General features: G+C 66.2%; 25 protein-coding genes. All 25 read right to left on the minus strand.

Translation table 11 applies throughout. The features are described 5' to 3' along the window. Position 1: 1 nt before the first annotated feature. Entirely contained in the window at positions 2-181 is a 180-nt protein-coding gene (gene rpmD, locus ACZ4M8_RS21680; RefSeq protein ID WP_030283440.1) for a 50S ribosomal protein L30, read from the minus strand. Beyond that, on the minus strand, positions 181-783 hold the full coding sequence (rpsE, locus tag ACZ4M8_RS21685; RefSeq protein WP_006604888.1) for a 30S ribosomal protein S5: 603 nt from the start codon (positions 781-783) through the stop codon (positions 181-183). Before rpsE ends, rpmD begins: the two co-directional genes overlap by 1 nt. A gap of 46 nt (positions 784-829) precedes the next feature. Continuing rightward, a complete protein-coding gene (gene rplR, locus ACZ4M8_RS21690; protein ID WP_399089225.1) occupies positions 830-1213 on the minus strand; it encodes a 50S ribosomal protein L18 in 384 nt (127 codons plus the stop codon). Between the two features lie 3 nt (positions 1214-1216). After that, positions 1217-1756: a 50S ribosomal protein L6 gene (gene rplF, locus ACZ4M8_RS21695; RefSeq protein WP_399089222.1), complete on the minus strand. Its 540-nt coding sequence runs from the start codon at positions 1754-1756 to the stop codon at positions 1217-1219. 22 nt (positions 1757-1778) lie between these two features. Further along, positions 1779-2177 (minus strand): 30S ribosomal protein S8, encoded by a 399-nt coding sequence (rpsH, locus tag ACZ4M8_RS21700; RefSeq protein ID WP_004571835.1) that lies wholly within the window; start codon positions 2175-2177, stop codon positions 1779-1781. Positions 2178-2417: 240 nt separating this feature from the next. Then, positions 2418-2603 carry a type Z 30S ribosomal protein S14 gene (locus ACZ4M8_RS21705; protein ID WP_003956452.1) on the minus strand — a complete coding sequence of 62 codons (186 nt, stop codon included), beginning with the start codon at positions 2601-2603 and terminating at the stop codon, positions 2418-2420. A 5-nt stretch (positions 2604-2608) separates the two neighbouring features. Beyond that, positions 2609-3169, minus strand: a complete 561-nt coding sequence (gene rplE, locus ACZ4M8_RS21710; RefSeq protein WP_143940040.1) for a 50S ribosomal protein L5 — start codon at positions 3167-3169, stop codon at positions 2609-2611. Then, on the minus strand, positions 3169-3492 hold the full coding sequence (gene rplX / locus ACZ4M8_RS21715; protein WP_018847498.1) for a 50S ribosomal protein L24: 324 nt from the start codon (positions 3490-3492) through the stop codon (positions 3169-3171). The genes rplE and rplX overlap by 1 nt, the downstream gene beginning before the upstream one ends. Before the next feature lie 3 nt (positions 3493-3495). Further along, positions 3496-3864, minus strand: coding sequence for a 50S ribosomal protein L14 (gene rplN, locus ACZ4M8_RS21720; RefSeq protein WP_003974257.1), 369 nt, complete (start codon positions 3862-3864; stop codon positions 3496-3498). A gap of 131 nt (positions 3865-3995) precedes the next feature. After that, positions 3996-4277 (minus strand): 30S ribosomal protein S17, encoded by a 282-nt coding sequence (rpsQ, locus tag ACZ4M8_RS21725; protein ID WP_143940038.1) that lies wholly within the window; start codon positions 4275-4277, stop codon positions 3996-3998. Next, a complete protein-coding gene (rpmC, locus tag ACZ4M8_RS21730) occupies positions 4277-4501 on the minus strand; it encodes a 50S ribosomal protein L29 (protein WP_030283449.1) in 225 nt (74 codons plus the stop codon). The genes rpsQ and rpmC overlap by 1 nt, the downstream gene beginning before the upstream one ends. Beyond that, complete coding sequence (gene rplP / locus ACZ4M8_RS21735; RefSeq protein ID WP_004571829.1) at positions 4501-4920, minus strand: 50S ribosomal protein L16; 420 nt, start codon at positions 4918-4920, stop codon at positions 4501-4503. The genes rpmC and rplP overlap by 1 nt, the downstream gene beginning before the upstream one ends. Positions 4921-4925: 5 nt before the next feature. Beyond that, entirely contained in the window at positions 4926-5747 is an 822-nt protein-coding gene (gene rpsC / locus ACZ4M8_RS21740; protein WP_030283450.1) for a 30S ribosomal protein S3, read from the minus strand. Continuing rightward, positions 5747-6094 carry a 50S ribosomal protein L22 gene (gene rplV / locus ACZ4M8_RS21745; protein ID WP_019329637.1) on the minus strand — a complete coding sequence of 116 codons (348 nt, stop codon included), beginning with the start codon at positions 6092-6094 and terminating at the stop codon, positions 5747-5749. Before rplV ends, rpsC begins: the two co-directional genes overlap by 1 nt. Before the next feature lie 43 nt (positions 6095-6137). Next, positions 6138-6419, minus strand: a complete 282-nt coding sequence (gene rpsS, locus ACZ4M8_RS21750) for a 30S ribosomal protein S19 (RefSeq protein WP_004571826.1) — start codon at positions 6417-6419, stop codon at positions 6138-6140. A gap of 12 nt (positions 6420-6431) precedes the next feature. Continuing rightward, entirely contained in the window at positions 6432-7268 is an 837-nt protein-coding gene (rplB, locus tag ACZ4M8_RS21755; protein ID WP_030283452.1) for a 50S ribosomal protein L2, read from the minus strand. 40 nt (positions 7269-7308) lie between these two features. Continuing rightward, entirely contained in the window at positions 7309-7632 is a 324-nt protein-coding gene (gene rplW / locus ACZ4M8_RS21760; RefSeq protein WP_399089211.1) for a 50S ribosomal protein L23, read from the minus strand. Continuing rightward, the gene (rplD, locus tag ACZ4M8_RS21765) at positions 7632-8279 is read right to left on the minus strand and encodes a 50S ribosomal protein L4 (RefSeq protein WP_467609724.1); all 648 of its coding nucleotides are present in this window, start codon (positions 8277-8279) and stop codon (positions 7632-7634) included. Before rplD ends, rplW begins: the two co-directional genes overlap by 1 nt. An 8-nt stretch (positions 8280-8287) precedes the next feature. Then, entirely contained in the window at positions 8288-8932 is a 645-nt protein-coding gene (gene rplC, locus ACZ4M8_RS21770; RefSeq protein WP_391643521.1) for a 50S ribosomal protein L3, read from the minus strand. Between the two features lie 14 nt (positions 8933-8946). Then, entirely contained in the window at positions 8947-9255 is a 309-nt protein-coding gene (rpsJ, locus tag ACZ4M8_RS21775) for a 30S ribosomal protein S10 (RefSeq protein ID WP_003948644.1), read from the minus strand. A gap of 524 nt (positions 9256-9779) precedes the next feature. Next, complete coding sequence (gene tuf, locus ACZ4M8_RS21780; RefSeq protein ID WP_399089204.1) at positions 9780-10973, minus strand: elongation factor Tu; 1194 nt, start codon at positions 10971-10973, stop codon at positions 9780-9782. A gap of 148 nt (positions 10974-11121) precedes the next feature. Then, the gene (gene fusA, locus ACZ4M8_RS21785) at positions 11122-13242 is read right to left on the minus strand and encodes an elongation factor G (protein WP_399089201.1); all 2121 of its coding nucleotides are present in this window, start codon (positions 13240-13242) and stop codon (positions 11122-11124) included. 39 nt (positions 13243-13281) lie between these two features. Beyond that, the gene (rpsG, locus tag ACZ4M8_RS21790; protein WP_004571813.1) at positions 13282-13752 is read right to left on the minus strand and encodes a 30S ribosomal protein S7; all 471 of its coding nucleotides are present in this window, start codon (positions 13750-13752) and stop codon (positions 13282-13284) included. A gap of 2 nt (positions 13753-13754) precedes the next feature. Continuing rightward, positions 13755-14126 (minus strand): 30S ribosomal protein S12, encoded by a 372-nt coding sequence (gene rpsL, locus ACZ4M8_RS21795; RefSeq protein ID WP_003948652.1) that lies wholly within the window; start codon positions 14124-14126, stop codon positions 13755-13757. A 349-nt stretch (positions 14127-14475) separates the two neighbouring features. Continuing rightward, a complete protein-coding gene (locus ACZ4M8_RS21800; RefSeq protein WP_467609726.1) occupies positions 14476-15012 on the minus strand; it encodes a DUF1707 and DUF4190 domain-containing protein in 537 nt (178 codons plus the stop codon). Between the last annotated feature and the right edge of the window lie 89 nt (positions 15013-15101).

Raw genomic sequence — 15101 nt, forward strand, 5'->3', positions numbered from 1 at the left:
GTCAGTCGACCTCCTCGACCGTCACGAGGTGACGCACGGTGTGCACCATGCCGACGACCTCGGGACGGGCCTCCCGGACGACGCTGTCGTTCAGCCGCTTGAGGCCGAGCGTACGGAGCGTGTCACGGTGGTTCTGCTTGCTACCGATGTAGGACTTGGTCTGGGTGATCTTGATGCGCATTACGCAGTCACCCCGGCACGCGCACGCAGCAGAGCTGCGGGAGCAACGTCCTCCAGCGGCAGGCCACGACGGGCCGCGATCTCCTCGGGGCGCTGAAGGCCCTGAAGCGCGGTCACCGTGGCGTGCACGATGTTGATCGGGTTCGACGAGCCGAGCGACTTGCTCAGGACGTCGTGGATGCCCGCGCACTCCAGAACGGCGCGCACCGGGCCACCGGCGATCACACCGGTACCGGGGGAAGCCGGCTTGAGCAGGACGACGCCCGCAGCCTTCTCGCCCTGGATGGGGTGCGGGATGGTGCCCTGGATACGGGGAACCTTGAAGAAGTTCTTCTTGGCCTCTTCCACGCCCTTGGCGATGGCAGCCGGAACTTCCTTGGCCTTGCCGTAACCGACACCTACGGTGCCGTCACCGTCACCCACCACGACGAGCGCGGTGAAGCTGAAGCGACGACCACCCTTGACAACCTTGGCGACACGGTTGATCGCGACAACGCGCTCAACGTATGCGGTCTTCTCGGCGGCAGCGCCACCGTCGCGACCCTTCCGGTCCCGCCGCTCGCCGCCACCGGCACCGCTTCCGCGGCGCTGGGGTCCAGCCATTGGATTTACCTCTCTCTGTTACGTCCGCTAGCTCCGGAACCGGGGCTTAGAACTTCAGCCCGGCTTCGCGGGCGGCGTCCGCCAGAGCGGCAATGCGCCCGGCGTACTGGTTGCCACCGCGGTCGAACACGACGGCCTCGACGCCGGCGGCCTTGGCGCGCTCGGCAACCAGGGAACCGACCTGCTTGGCCTGGTCGCCCTTGCTGCCGTCGCCGCCACGGATCGACGCGTCCAGGTGCGACGCCGACGCGAGCGTGTGGCCCGCGATGTCGTCGATGACCTGAGCGGTGATACCGCGGTTGGAGCGCGTCACGACCAGACGCGGACGCTCCGGCGTACCCGAAATCCGCTTACGGATGCGGATGTGGCGCCGCTTGAGGGCGGCACCCTTACGGGCGTTACCCTTCGCGATCTTCACACCGTATGCCATGGCTTACTTACCAGCCTTTCCGACCTTGCGGCGGATGACCTCGCCGGCGTACTTGACGCCCTTGGCCTTGTACGGGTCAGGCTTGCGCAGCTTGCGGATGTTCGCCGCAACCTCGCCGACCTTCTGCTTGTCGATGCCCTCGACGCTGAGCTTCGTCGGGGACTCGACCTTGAAGGAGATACCTTCGGGCGCCTCGACGAGGATCGGGTGGCTGTAGCCCAGGGAGAACTCCAGGTTGGAGCCCTTGGCCTGGACGCGGTAGCCGACACCGCTGATTTCGAGCGCCTTGCTGTAGCCCGCGGTCACGCCGGTGATCATGTTCGCCACCAGCGTGCGGGACAGGCCGTGAAGGGCCTTGTTCTGACGCTCGTCGTTCGGGCGGGAGACGTTGATGACGCCGTCCTCACCCTTGGCGACCTCGATGGGCGCGGCGACGGTGTGCGAAAGGGAGCCCTTGGGACCCTTCACGTTGACCGTGCGGCCCTCGATGGTGACGTCCACACCAGCGGGAACCTGGATGGGCAGCTTGCCAATACGCGACATTAGCTTTTCCTCCGTTCCCTGATTACCAGACGTAGGCGAGGACTTCCCCACCCACGCCCTTCTTGCTGGCCTGCTGGCCGGTCAGGAGACCGTGGGACGTGGAGATGATCGCCACGCCCAGGCCGCCGAGGACCTTCGGCAGGTTGGTGGACTTTGCGTAGACCCGCAGGCCCGGCTTCGAGATGCGCTTGATGCCGGCGATCGAGCGCTCGCGGTTCGGGCCGAACTTCAGCTCGAGGATGAGGTTCTTGCCGACCTCGGCGTCCTCAACCTTCCAGCCGGTGATGTAGCCCTCCTGCTGGAGGATCTCCGCGATGTGAGACTTGATCTTGCTGTGCGGCATCACGACGGTGTCGTGGTACGCCGAGTTCGCGTTCCGCAGACGGGTCAGCATGTCTGCGATGGGATCAGTCATGGTCATGAATTGGCCTTCGGCCTCTCTCGCCGGGGTTTCCTATATGCGCCATCCCTCTCCCCGATCAGAGTCGGGACGGGTGCGGCACGGGGACCTACGGCGTAGTAAGCGACGTTATGCGGACGAGCTGCCCGCGGTCGGTCTCGGGCGGCGGGGCGCCCAACCCTTCTACCCTACGGGACGAAGGGCGGGGCGCCTGCCGACCGGATGCTTACCGAGAGCTTCCAGGTCATCCCAACTAGGGGATTACCAGGAGCTCTTGGTCACGCCCGGCAGCTCGCCACGGTGAGCCATCTCACGAAGGCACACGCGGCAGAGGCCGAACTTGCGGTACACGGAGTGCGGGCGGCCACAACGCTGGCAGCGGGTGTAGGCGCGCACACCGAACTTGGGCTTGCGAGCAGCCTTCGCGATCAGAGCCTTCTTCGCCATCTCGCTCACGCCTCCTTGAACGGGAAGCCGAGGTGACGGAGAAGGGCACGGCCCTCATCGTCGTTGGTCGCCGTGGTGACCACGGTGATGTCCATACCCCGGGTACGGTCGATCTTGTCCTGGTCGATCTCGTGGAACATGACCTGCTCCGTGAGACCGAAGGTGTAGTTGCCCCGGCCGTCGAACTGCTTCGGCGACAGACCACGGAAGTCGCGGATGCGCGGCAGCGCGAGCGACAGCAGGCGGTCCAGGAACTCCCACATGCGGTCACCGCGGAGGGTGACGTGGGCACCGATCGGCTGACCCTCACGCAGCTTGAACTGCGCGATGGACTTCCGGGCCTTGGTGACGGCCGGCTTCTGGCCGGTGATCGTGGTGAGGTCCTTGATGGCACCGTCGATCAGCTTGGAGTCGCGGGCGGCGTCGCCCACACCCATGTTGACCACGATCTTGGTCAGACCGGGGATCTGCATGACGTTCTCGTACGAGAACTCGTCCTTCAGCTTCCCGGCGATCTCTTCGCGGTAGCGCTGCTTGAGACGCGGCGCGTTGGTGGTGGCAGTCATCAGATGTCCTCACCGGTCCGCTTGGCAACGCGGATCTTGTTGCCTTCGTCGTCGAAGCGGTAGCCGACGCGGGTGACGACCTTCTTGCCGTCCTTCTCCACGACGAGCTGCACGTTGCTCACGTGCACCGGGGCCTCGGTGGTGACGATGCCGCCGGTCTGCGAGCCGCGCGCGGTCTGGCCGGCCTTGGTGTGCTTCTTGACCCGGTTGACACCCTCGACCAGGACACGGTCCTCGCGGGGGAAGGCCGCGATGACCTTGCCCTGCTTGCCCTTGTCCTTACCGGTGATGACCTGGACCAGGTCGCCCTTCTTGATCTTCATCGGTTACAGCACCTCCGGCGCGAGCGAGATGATCTTCATGAACTTCTTCTCGCGCAGCTCACGGCCCACGGGGCCGAAGATACGGGTGCCGCGGGGGTCGCCATCGTTCTTGAGGATGACGGCCGCGTTCTCGTCGAAGCGGATGTACGAGCCGTCCGGACGGCGGCGCTCCTTGACGGTGCGAACGATGACGGCCTTGACGACGTCACCCTTCTTCACGTTGCCACCGGGGATCGCGTCCTTCACGGTGGCGACGATGACGTCACCGATGCCCGCGTAGCGCCGGCCCGAGCCACCGAGAACACGGATGGTGAGAATTTCCTTCGCACCCGTGTTGTCGGCGACGCGAAGCCGAGACTCCTGCTGGATCACGTCTATCTCCTGATCGTCTGCCGGTTCCCGGCGGGGCCCCGCGGTGAGGCGGGGCCCCGCCGAGCCTGGCGGAACTGACCTGAGGGGGAACCCTCAGGCGGTATTTCGTGGCGTTCCCTTACGGGAACTGCCTACTTGGCCTTCTCGAGGATCTCGACGATGCGCCAGCGCTTCGAGGAGGACAGCGGCCGGGTCTCCATGAGGAGGACGCGGTCGCCGACACCCGCGGCGTTCTGCTCGTCGTGCGCCTTGAGCTTGTTGGTACGGCGGATGACCTTGCCGTACAGCGCGTGCTTGACGCGGTCCTCGACGGCGACGACGACGGTCTTGTCCATCTTGTCGCTGACGACGAGACCCTCACGGGTCTTGCGGAAGCCGCGGTCGTTCGTCTCAGTCACATTCTTCTCGCTCATCAGGCGCTCTCCACCGTCTCGATGCCCAGCTCACGCTCACGCATCAGGGTGTAGATCCGGGCGATGTCCTTACGGACGGACTTGAGCCGACCGTGGTTCTCAAGCTGTCCGGTCGCCGCCTGGAAGCGGAGGTTGAACAGCTCCTCCTTGGCCTCACGAAGCTTGGCAACGAGGTCCTCGTTGTTCAGCTCGCGCAGCTCGGTCGCCTTGGTACCGGCCGCCATCACGACTCACCTGCCTCGCGCCGCACGATGCGGCACTTCATCGGAAGCTTGTGGGCGGCGCGGGTCAGCGCCTCCTTGGCAACCTTTTCGTTCGGGAAGGACAGCTCGAACATCACCCGACCGGGCTTGACGTTCGCGACCCACCACTCCGGAGAACCCTTACCGGAACCCATGCGGGTCTCGGCCGGCTTCTTCGTGAGCGGGCGGTCCGGGTAAATGTTGATCCAGACCTTGCCGCCACGCTTGATGTGACGGGTCATGGCGATACGAGCCGACTCGATCTGACGGTTCGTCACGTACGCCGGGGTGACGGCCTGGATGCCGTACTCACCGAAGGCCAGCTCGGTGCCACCCTTGGCCATGCCGTTGCGCTTCGGGTGGTGCTGCTTACGGTGCTTGACCCTGCGAGGGATCAGCATGTCGGTCAGGCCTCCTGTCCGGTGCTCTCAGCCGGAGCAGCTGCTGCGGCCTCGGCCTTGGGGGCCTCGGCAGCGGCGTTCTGCTGCTGCGGCTTGCGGCCGCGGCCGCCACGCTCGCCACCGCGGCGCGGGCGGTCGTTGCCACCGCGGGCCGGGCGGTTACCCGCACGGGCGGCGGCGTTCTCCGCACGGACCTCGGCGATGTTCTTGACGTCGCCCTTGTAGATCCAGACCTTCACGCCGATGCGGCCGAAGGTGGTCTTGGCCTCGAAGAAGCCGTAGTCGACGTTGGCCCGGAGGGTGTGCAGGGGCACACGGCCCTCGCGGTAGAACTCCGAGCGGGACATCTCGGCACCGCCGAGACGGCCACCGCACTGGATCTTGATGCCCTTGGCGCCGGCCTTCATCGTCGACTGCATGCTCTTACGCATGGCGCGACGGAAGGAGACGCGGGAGGACAGCTGCTCGGCGACGGCCTGGGCCACGAGCTGAGCATCGGTCTCGGGGTTCTTGACCTCGAGGATGTTCAGCTGGACCTGCTTGCCGGTCAGCTTCTCCAGTTCGCCGCGGATGCGGTCGGCCTCGGCGCCACGGCGGCCGATGACGATGCCCGGACGAGCGGTGTGGATGTCAACGCGGACGCGCTCACGGGTGCGCTCGATCTCCACCTTGGAGATACCGGCGCGCTCCATGCCCTTCGTCATCATGCGACGAATGGCGACGTCTTCCTTGACGTAGTCCTTGTACAGCTTGTCGGCGTACCAGCGGGACTTGAAGTCCGTCGTGACGCCGAGCCGGAACCCGTGCGGGTTTACCTTCTGGCCCATTACCGGGTTCCTTCCTTGCTGCTGACGACCACGGTGATGTGGCTGGTCCGCTTGCGGATCCGGTAGGCACGGCCCTGGGCACGCGGACGGAACCGCTTCAGGGTCGGGCCCTCGTCGACATACGCCTCGGAGATGTAGAGGCTGTCGGCGTCGGTGTGGTCGTAGTTGTGCGCGGCGTTGGCAATGGCGCTGTCCAGCACCTTGCCCACCGGCACGCTCGCGGCCTGCGGGGCGAAACGCAGGACCGCCTGAGCCTCCGTGGCATCCATGCCACGGATAAGGTCCACCACGCGGCGGGCCTTCATGGGCGTGACGCGGATGTACCGCGCCTGGGCCCTGGCTTCCATGGTTGTCCCTTCGGTGTCAGTCATAGTCTTCGCACTCCGCCGATCAACGACGCCGCGACTTGCGGTCGTCCTTCTCGTGGCCGCGGAAGGTGCGGGTCGGCGCAAACTCGCCGAGCTTGTGGCCAACCATCGACTCGGTGACGAACACCGGGACGTGCTTGCGGCCGTCGTGCACCGCGATCGTGTGGCCGAGCATGGCCGGGACGATCATGGAGCGGCGGGACCAGGTCTTGATGACGTTCTTGGTGCCGGCTTCGTTCTGAACATCCACCTTCTTGGCGAGGTGGTCGTCGACGAAGGGCCCCTTCTTGAGACTGCGCGGCATCTAAACCCGCTCCTAGCGCTTCTTGTTCGTCTTGCGGCGGCGGACGATGTACTTGTTCGAAGCCTTCTTCGGCGAACGCGTACGACCCTCCTTCTGACCCCACGGCGAGACCGGGTGGCGACCACCGGAGGTCTTGCCCTCACCACCACCGTGCGGGTGGTCGACCGGGTTCATCACGACACCACGCACGGTCGGGCGGACGCCCTTCCAGCGCATACGGCCGGCCTTGCCCCAGTTGATGTTCGACTGCTCGGCGTTGCCGACCTCGCCGACGGTGGCGCGGCAGCGGACGTCGACCAGGCGGATCTCACCGGACGGCATACGCAGGTGGGCCATGGAGCCCTCACGCGCCAGCAGCTGCACGGAGGCACCGGCCGAGCGGGCGAACTTCGCACCGCCGCCCGGACGCAGCTCGATCGCGTGGATCGTCGTACCCACGGGGATGTGGCGCAGCGGCAGGTTGTTGCCGGGCTTGATGTCGGCGCCGGGGCCGTTCTCAATCCGGTCACCCTGCGACAGGCCACGGGGCGCGATGATGTAGCGCTTCTCGCCGTCTGCGTAGTGCAGCAGCGCGATGCGCGCGGTGCGGTTGGGGTCGTACTCGATGTGCGCGACCTTGGCCGGCACGCCGTCCTTGTCGTGACGACGGAAGTCGATCACTCGGTAGGCGCGCTTGTGGCCACCGCCCTGGTGGCGAACGGTCACACGACCGGCGTTGTTACGGCCGCCCTTGCTGTGCAGCGGGCGGACCAGCGACTTCTCCGGCGTGGACCGCGTGATCTCGACAAAGTCGGCGACGCTGGAGCCACGACGGCCCGGGGTCGTCGGCTTGTACTTGCGGATACCCATTTCTCAGTCCTCGTCCGATTCCGGACGATCCAGACCGCCCTTAGGCGGTCGGACCGCCGAAGATGTCGATACGGTCGCCCTCGGCGAGGGTCACGATGGCGCGCTTGGTGTCGGCACGCTTGCCGAAACCGGTGCGGGTGCGCTTGCGCTTGCCCTGGCGGTTGATCGTGTTGACCCCGGTGACCTTGACCGAGAAGACCGCCTCGACGGCCTGCTTGATCTGGGTCTTGTTCGCGCCGGGCGCGACGATGAACGTGTACTTGTTCTCGTCCAGCAGCGCGTAGCTCTTCTCCGAGACCACGGGCTTGACGAGAACGTCGCGCGGGTCCGAGAAGGTCTTGCTGGTGACGACGGCCTCAGTCATCAGGCGTCGCTCCCTTCGGTCTCAGCGTTCCGGCCGGACACGAAGGACTCCAGAGCGGCGGTGGTGAAGACCACGTCGTCGGAGACGAGCACGTCGTACGTGTTCAGCTGGCCCGGCTCCAGGATGTGCACCTGGGGCAGGTTGCGGGCGGACAGCCACGCGGCCTCGTCGGAGCGCTCGGCGACCAGGAGCAGGTTCTTCCGCTCGCTGACCTTGCCGAGGAGACCCTTGGCGGCCTTGGTGGAGATCGCGCCGTCGACCACGCCGGAGACGACGTGGATACGGCTGTTGCGCGCCCGGTCGGTGAGGGCACCGCGCAGGGCGGCGGCCTTCATCTTCTTGGGCGTCCGCTGCGAGTAGTCACGCGGCACCGGGCCGTGGACGACGCCACCGCCGGCGAACTGCGGCGCACGGGTCGAACCCTGGCGCGCGCGGCCGGTGCCCTTCTGGCGGTACGGCTTCTTGCCACCGCCGCGGACCTCGCCACGGGTCTTGGTCTTGTGCGTGCCCTGACGGGCAGCGGCCAGCTGCGCGACAACGACCTGGTGGATCAGCGGAATGCTGACCTTCGCGTCGAAGATCTCCGCGGGGAGCTCGACGGTCCCGGCCTTGTCGCCTGCCGGCGAAAGGATGTCAATGGTGCTCATCGGTTACCTCAGGCCCCCTTGGCCGCGGTACGGACCAGGACGAGGCCGCCGTTCGGACCAGGAACTGCGCCCTTGATGAGCAGCAGACCCTTCTCCGCGTCAACGGCATGGACGGTCAGGTTCTGGGTGGTGACCCGCTCGTTGCCCATACGACCGGCCATCCGCATGCCCTTGAACACGCGGCCCGGGGTGGCGCAGCCACCGATGGAGCCCGGCTTACGGTGCACGCGGTGGGCACCGTGGGACGCCTTGCCGCCGTGGAAGCCGTGACGCTTCATGACGCCGGCGAAGCCCTTGCCCTTGCTCTTGCCGGTCACGTCCACCTTGACGCCGGACTCGAAGGTCTCAGCGGTCAGCTCCTGGCCGAGGGTGTACTCGCCGGCGTCGGCGGTACGGACCTCGACGAGGTGACGGCGGGGGGTGACGTCGGCCTTCGCGAAGTGGCCCTTGAGGGGCTTGTTCACCTTGCGCGGGTCGATCTCGCCGAAGGCGATCTGGACGGAGTCGTAGCCGTCCTGGTCATTGGTGCGCACCTGGGTAACGACACAGGGGCCGGCCTTCACCACGGTCACCGGAACGACACGGTTGTTGTCGTCCCAGACCTGGGTCATGCCGAGCTTCTCGCCCAGGATGCCCTTGATCTGCTTAGCCATCTCTTCCGCGCCTCTCAGAGCTTGATCTCGATGTCAACGCCGGCCGGAAGGTCCAGGCGCATCAGCGAGTCAACGGTCTTGGGCGTCGGGTCGAGAATGTCGATCAGGCGCTTGTGCGTGCGCATCTCGAAGTGCTCGCGCGAGTCCTTGTACTTGTGCGGCGACTTGATGACGCAGTACACGTTCTTCTCAGTGGGCAGCGGCACCGGGCCCGCGACCGACGCACCAGTGCGGGTCACCGTCTCGACGATCTTCTTCGCCGAGCTGTCGATGACCTCGTGGTCGTAGGCCTTGAGCCGGATGCGGATCTTCTGTCCCGCCATGGCTACTTCGTAGTCCTGTCTCTCGTAACGCTCTGGGACTCGGTGCGTACGCGTTCCGCCTCCGACCCACGCGGTCGGGCGTGTCGCACTCCCACCGGAGAAATTTCCGTACGGAAATCCTTCGAGAAGGAGACGTGGGGGGCAGAACACCCACCGAGCGCCTGGCTGAGGCACCCCGCTGACGCTTCCCGGAAGATTCCCGTACTTCCGCCCCTGATAAGAGGCGACGAATACCTAGGACTCGCTTCCGGTCCCCCCGGCGGGAGGCGCGCAGCATCGGCACTCAACCGAGCAACCTGGACAGTGTGCCATACGGCCGAGGGCCGAGGCCAATCGAGCCGTAGAGCCTATCCCACGCGACGATCACTTACACCTGCCGCCGCGCGGGCGGGCGCGCCATCCGGCCCGCGCCGGCCCGATTCCGGGCAGCGGAAAGCGCCCGCACGGCCGAAGCCGTACGGGCGCTTCCGTGAGCCGAGGCTCGAACGCTCGCAGGGAGCTACCGGGTTACCCCGATCAACGACTTACTTGTTGATCTTGGTGACCTGGCCGGCGCCGACGGTCCGGCCACCCTCACGGATGGCGAACTTCAGGCCCTCCTCCATGGCGACGGGCTGGATGAGCTCGACGCTCATCTCGGTGTTGTCGCCCGGCATGACCATCTCGGTGCCCTCGGGGAGGGTCACGACGCCGGTCACGTCCGTGGTGCGGAAGTAGAACTGCGGGCGGTAGTTGTTGAAGAACGGGGTGTGGCGGCCACCCTCGTCCTTCGACAGGATGTACGCCTGGCCCTCGAAGGAGGTGTGCGGCGTGACCGAGCCCGGCTTGATGATGACCTGGCCGCGCTCGACGTCCTCGCGCTTGATGCCGCGGAGCAGCAGACCGACGTTCTCACCGGCCTGGCCCTCGTCGAGCAGCTTGCGGAACATCTCGATGCCGGTGACCGTGGTGGTGGTCTTCTCCGGCTTGATGCCGATGATGTCGACGGTCTCGTTGACCTTGAGGACACCACGCTCGATACGACCGGTGACAACGGTGCCACGGCCGGTGATCGTGAAGACGTCCTCGATCGGCATCAGGAACGGCTTGTCGACGTCACGCTCGGGCTGCGGGATCGCCTCGTCGACGGCCTTCATCAGGTCCACGACCGACTTGCCCCACTCGGCGTCGCCCTCGAGCGCCTTCAGCGCCGAGACCTTGACGACCGGGACGTCGTCGCCCGGGAACTCGTACTCGGAGAGGAGCTCACGGACCTCGAGCTCGACGAGCTCCAGGATCTCCTCGTCGTCCACCATGTCGGCCTTGTTCAGGGCGACAACGATGTAGGGAACGCCGACCTGGCGGGCCAGGAGCACGTGCTCCTTGGTCTGCGGCATCGGACCGTCGGTCGCGGCGACCACGAGGATCGCGCCGTCCATCTGGGCGGCACCGGTGATCATGTTCTTGATGTAGTCCGCGTGACCGGGGCAGTCGACGTGGGCGTAGTGACGGTTCTCCGTCTGGTACTCGACGTGCGCGATGGAGATCGTGATACCGCGCTGACGCTCCTCGGGAGCCTTGTCGATCTGGTCGAAGGCCGAGGCCTCGTTCAGGTCGGGGTACTCGTCGTGCAGCACCTTGGTAATGGCGGCCGTGAGGGTCGTCTTACCGTGGTCAATGTGACCGATGGTGCCGATGTTGACGTGCGGCTTAGTCCGCTCGAACTTCGCCTTCGCCACTGGGTCCTCCTGAAGTGGTTCTGTACGCCTTACTCATCGGCGCCAGGTGATCTTTGCTGGGATGCCGACCGCCGGGGCATTCCTCACGGATTGCGGGGTTTGCCCCGGCAGACGGTGTCAAGCCTAAAGCGTGTTCCGGCTAACGGAGCTACTCGCCCTTGGCCTTCGCGATGATCTCCTCGGCGACGTTCCGGGGAACCTCGGCGTAGGAGTCGAACTGCATCGAGTAGCTTGCGCGACCCGAAGTCTTGCTGCGGAGGTCTCCGACGTAGCCGAACATCTCCGAAAGCGGAACCAGGCCCGTGACGAGCTTGGCGCCGGCGCGGTCCTCCATGGACTGGATCTGACCACGACGCGAGTTGATGTCGCCGATGACGTCACCCATGTAGTCCTCGGGCGTCGTCACCTCGACCTTCATCATCGGCTCCAGCAGGGCCGGGCTGGCCTTGCGGGCGGCCTCCTTGAAGGCCATCGAACCGGCGATCTTGAACGCCATCTCGGAGGAGTCCACGTCGTGGAAGGCACCGTCGAGAAGGGTGACCTTGACGCCGGTCAGCGGGTAGCCGGCGAGCACGCCGAACTCCATGGCCTCCTGGCAGCCCGCGTCCACGGACGGGATGTACTCCCGCGGGATACGGCCACCGGTGACCTTGTTCTCGAACTCGTAGCCGTCGCCCTCAAGCGGCTCGATGGCGATCTGGACCTTCGCGAACTGACCGGAACCACCGGTCTGCTTCTTGTGCGTGTAGTCCAGACGCTCCACCGGCTTGCGCAGCGTCTCGCGGTACGCGACCTGCGGCTTACCGACGTTGGCCTCGACGCGGAACTCACGCTTCATACGGTCGACCAGCACGTCGAGGTGCAGCTCGCCCATACCCGCGATGATGGTCTGGCCGGTCTCCTCGTCGGTGTGCACCTGGAACGAGGGGTCTTCCTCGGCGAGACGCTGGATGGCGACACCCAGCTTCTCCTGGTCGCCCTTGGACTTGGGCTCGATGGCGACCTGGATGACCGGGGCCGGGAACTCCATCGACTCAAGGATCACGGGGCTGCCCGCGTCGCAGAGGGTCTCACCGGTGGTGGTCTGCTTCAGACCCATGACGGCGACGATGTCACCGGCGCCCACCGACTCGATCTCCTCACGCTTGTTCGCGTGCATCCGGTAGATCTTGCCGATGCGTTCCTTCTTGCCCTTCACCGAGTTCTGCACCTGCGAGCCGGCCTCGAGGCGGCCCGAGTACACACGGATGAAGGTGAGCTTGCCCAGGTGCGGGTCGCTGGCGATCTTGAACGCCAGGGCCGCGAGCGGCTCGTCCTCGGAGGGCTTGCGGGTGACGACCGTCTCCGGGTCGTTGACCGCGTGGCCCTCGATGGCCTCGACGTCGAGCGGCGACGGCAGGTAACGGACCACGGCGTCGAGCAGGGGCTGCACGCCCTTGTTCTTGAACGCGGTACCGCAGAACACCGGGGTGACGGTGGTGTTCTCGGCCTTGCCGGCGGCGATCGTGATACGACGGATCGCGGCGTACAGCTGCTCCTCGGTGGGCTCCTGGCCCTCCAGGTACAGCTCCATGATCTCTTCGTCGTTCTCGGCGACGGTCTCGAGCAGCTTGCCGCGGTACTCCTCGGCCAGCTCGGCCTTGTCGGCCGGGATGTCGACGACGTCGTACATCTCGCCCTTGGCCGCCTCGGCGGACCAGACCAGGGCCTTCATGCGCACCAGGTCGATGACGCCCTCGAAGTCGGCCTCGGCACCGATCGGCAACTGCATCACGATCGGCACCGCGCCCAGGCGGTCCACGATCATGTCGACGCAGCGCAGGAACTCGGCGCCGGTGCGGTCGAGCTTGTTGACGAAGCAGATGCGCGGCACGCCGTAGCGGTCCGCCTGGCGCCAAACGGTCTCGGACTGGGGCTCAACGCCGGCCACGCCGTCGAACACGGTCACAGCACCGTCGAGCACACGCAGGGACCGCTCCACCTCGACGGTGAAGTCGACGTGCCCAGGGGTGTCGATGATGTTGATCGTGTGGTCGACGTTCTCGAGCGGCCAGTGACAGGTGGTGGCAGCGGAGGTGATGGTGATACCACGCTCCTGCTCCTGCTCCATCCAGTCCATCGTGGCAGCGCCGTCGTGGACTTCACCGATCTTGTACGAGACACCGGTGTAGAACAGGATCCGCTCGGTGGTGGTCGTCTTGCCCGCGTCGATGTGGGCCATGATGCCGATGTTGCGCACCTTGGCCAGGTCAAGCGAAGTGGTAGCCATATCGGCTCAGTCTTCTCTCGGTCTCGATGGGGGTTGCGACTACCAGCGGTAGTGCGCGAAGGCCTTGTTGGACTCGGCCATCTTGTGCGTGTCCTCACGCTTCTTGACCGAAGCGCCGAGGCCGTTGGAGGCGTCGAGCAGTTCGTTCATGAGGCGCTCGGTCATGGTCTTCTCGCGACGGGCGCGGGAGTAGCCCACGAGCCAGCGGAGCGAGAGGGTGGCGGCGCGGCCGGGCTTGACCTCGACCGGGACCTGGTAGGTCGCGCCACCGACACGGCGGGACTTGACCTCGAGGGTCGGCTTGATGTTCTCGAGCGCGCGCTTGAGCGTGATGACCGGGTCGTTGCCGGTCTTCTCGCGCAGGCCCTCCATGGCGCCGTAAACGATGCGCTCAGCGGTGGAGCGCTTGCCGTTCAGCAGAACCTTGTTGATGAGGGAGGTCACCAGAGGAGAACCGTAAACCGGGTCGATGATGACCGGGCGCTTCGGGGCGGGGCCCTTACGAGGCATTCTTACTTCTCCTTCTTGGCGCCGTAGCGGCTGCGAGCCTGCTTGCGGTTCTTGACGCCCTGCGTGTCGAGGGAGCCGCGGATGATCTTGTACCGAACACCCGGCAGGTCCTTCACACGGCCGCCACGCACGAGCACGATCGAGTGCTCCTGGAGGTTGTGGCCCTCACCCGGAATGTAAGCAGTGACCTCGATCCCGCTGGTCAGACGCACACGCGCGACCTTACGCAGGGCCGAGTTCGGCTTCTTCGGGGTGGTCGTGAACACACGCGTGCAGACGCCACGGCGCTGGGGCGAACCCTCAAGTGCGGGCGTCTTGTTCTTCTCGACCTTGTCCTGCCGGCCCTTACGGACCAGCTGCTGGATCGTAGGCACTACTTCTCCGGTTTCTGTGTGCCGATCACGGTAAAGCTAACCTGGAACACCTACCGACCCACGAGGTCGGGTGTGTCGAACACTGCAGCACTCTCCGCGAGGCGGAAAACGGGCACAGATTGCGGCGTGGCCGGTAGTGGCTCCATACGGTTGAAGACACGCATGGCAGCCAGGGCACACCCCAGGCACAAGGTCTGAGCGTACCTACCTCACCGACTCCGGTCAAAACAAATGCTCCGCGGCCGACACGCCGGGCGCAACCGGTCGGAGTGCTCACGGAACGTCACCCATACGGTTCAACGGGCGTCACCCGCCCGTCACCCTCCGCGGGGCCGCACGGGCCGGCGGATCAGCCGCCGGCCACCAACGCGATCATCATGAGCCCGATGAAGAGCGCCCAGCCGCCGATGCCCAGCCAGCCCAGGACCAGCCCGGCCAGCGCCTGGCCGTCGCCGCGCTCACCGGTCCGCCGCACCTCCGCGCGCGCCTTGTGGCCGAGGATCACCGCGGGGATCGCGGTCACCCCCCACGTCACCGGCGTCAGGATGCCGCACACCAGCGCGGCGGTGGCGGAACTGTTGGTCTGCGGCGGCACCGGCATCGGTGCGACCGGCATGAACGTCGCCGGGACCGGCCGCGGCTCGAACTGCGACGGGGCCACCGGGCCCGTCGGCAGGTCCGCCACCAGCATCTGCAGCTCGGCGTGGGTCTGCGCCTGGTAGGCACGGCCGATCCGCTGCTCGTACTCCCCCTGCGCGAGCCGCCCCTCGGCGAACCCGGCCTTCAGCACGTCGACCGTACGCTCACGGTCCGCGTGCGAGGCACGCATCGCCGGTACCTGATGCGGCTGAGCGGGCTGCCCACCCTGCCAGGGCTGGAATGCCATGCGCGATCCTCCCCCGCTCGACAGTTGATGCCCATCTTCTCATCACAGACGCAGCAATGGGAGCGCGAGTTCCGTGGTCCGCGGCGCAT

It is taken from the genome of Streptomyces sp. NPDC027185, assembly GCF_055567035.1.

Coding starts and splice junctions, on each gene's coding strand:
- rpmD (WP_030283440.1), bottom strand. CDS start 181: ATGCGCATCAAGATCACCCAGACCAAGTCCTACATCGGTAGCAAGCAG.
- rplB (WP_030283452.1), bottom strand. CDS start 7,268: ATGGGTATCCGCAAGTACAAGCCGACGACCCCGGGCCGTCGTGGCTCC.
- ACZ4M8_RS21800 (WP_467609726.1), bottom strand. CDS start 15,012: ATGGCATTCCAGCCCTGGCAGGGTGGGCAGCCCGCTCAGCCGCATCAG.
- rpsJ (WP_003948644.1), bottom strand. CDS start 9,255: ATGGCGGGACAGAAGATCCGCATCCGGCTCAAGGCCTACGACCACGAG.
- rplD (WP_467609724.1), bottom strand. CDS start 8,279: ATGAGCACCATTGACATCCTTTCGCCGGCAGGCGACAAGGCCGGGACC.
- rpsH (WP_004571835.1), bottom strand. CDS start 2,177: ATGACCATGACTGATCCCATCGCAGACATGCTGACCCGTCTGCGGAAC.
- rpmC (WP_030283449.1), bottom strand. CDS start 4,501: ATGGCGGCCGGTACCAAGGCGACCGAGCTGCGCGAGCTGAACAACGAG.
- rpsE (WP_006604888.1), bottom strand. CDS start 783: ATGGCTGGACCCCAGCGCCGCGGAAGCGGTGCCGGTGGCGGCGAGCGG.
- rplV (WP_019329637.1), bottom strand. CDS start 6,094: ATGGAAGCCAGGGCCCAGGCGCGGTACATCCGCGTCACGCCCATGAAG.
- fusA (WP_399089201.1), bottom strand. CDS start 13,242: ATGGCTACCACTTCGCTTGACCTGGCCAAGGTGCGCAACATCGGCATC.
- rpsQ (WP_143940038.1), bottom strand. CDS start 4,277: ATGAGCGAGAAGAATGTGACTGAGACGAACGACCGCGGCTTCCGCAAG.
- rplC (WP_391643521.1), bottom strand. CDS start 8,932: ATGGCTAAGCAGATCAAGGGCATCCTGGGCGAGAAGCTCGGCATGACC.
- rplR (WP_399089225.1), bottom strand. CDS start 1,213: ATGGCATACGGTGTGAAGATCGCGAAGGGTAACGCCCGTAAGGGTGCC.
- rplX (WP_018847498.1), bottom strand. CDS start 3,492: ATGAAGATCAAGAAGGGCGACCTGGTCCAGGTCATCACCGGTAAGGAC.
- rplW (WP_399089211.1), bottom strand. CDS start 7,632: ATGACTGAGGCCGTCGTCACCAGCAAGACCTTCTCGGACCCGCGCGAC.
- ACZ4M8_RS21705 (WP_003956452.1), bottom strand. CDS start 2,603: ATGGCGAAGAAGGCTCTGATCGCGAAGGCTGCTCGCAAGCCCAAGTTC.
- rplE (WP_143940040.1), bottom strand. CDS start 3,169: ATGACTGCCACCACCAACGCGCCGCGTCTCAAGCAGCGCTACCGCGAA.
- rpsS (WP_004571826.1), bottom strand. CDS start 6,419: ATGCCGCGCAGTCTCAAGAAGGGGCCCTTCGTCGACGACCACCTCGCC.
- rpsC (WP_030283450.1), bottom strand. CDS start 5,747: ATGGGCCAGAAGGTAAACCCGCACGGGTTCCGGCTCGGCGTCACGACG.
- rplF (WP_399089222.1), bottom strand. CDS start 1,756: ATGTCGCGTATTGGCAAGCTGCCCATCCAGGTTCCCGCTGGTGTGGAC.
- rpsG (WP_004571813.1), bottom strand. CDS start 13,752: ATGCCTCGTAAGGGCCCCGCCCCGAAGCGCCCGGTCATCATCGACCCG.
- rplP (WP_004571829.1), bottom strand. CDS start 4,920: ATGCTGATCCCTCGCAGGGTCAAGCACCGTAAGCAGCACCACCCGAAG.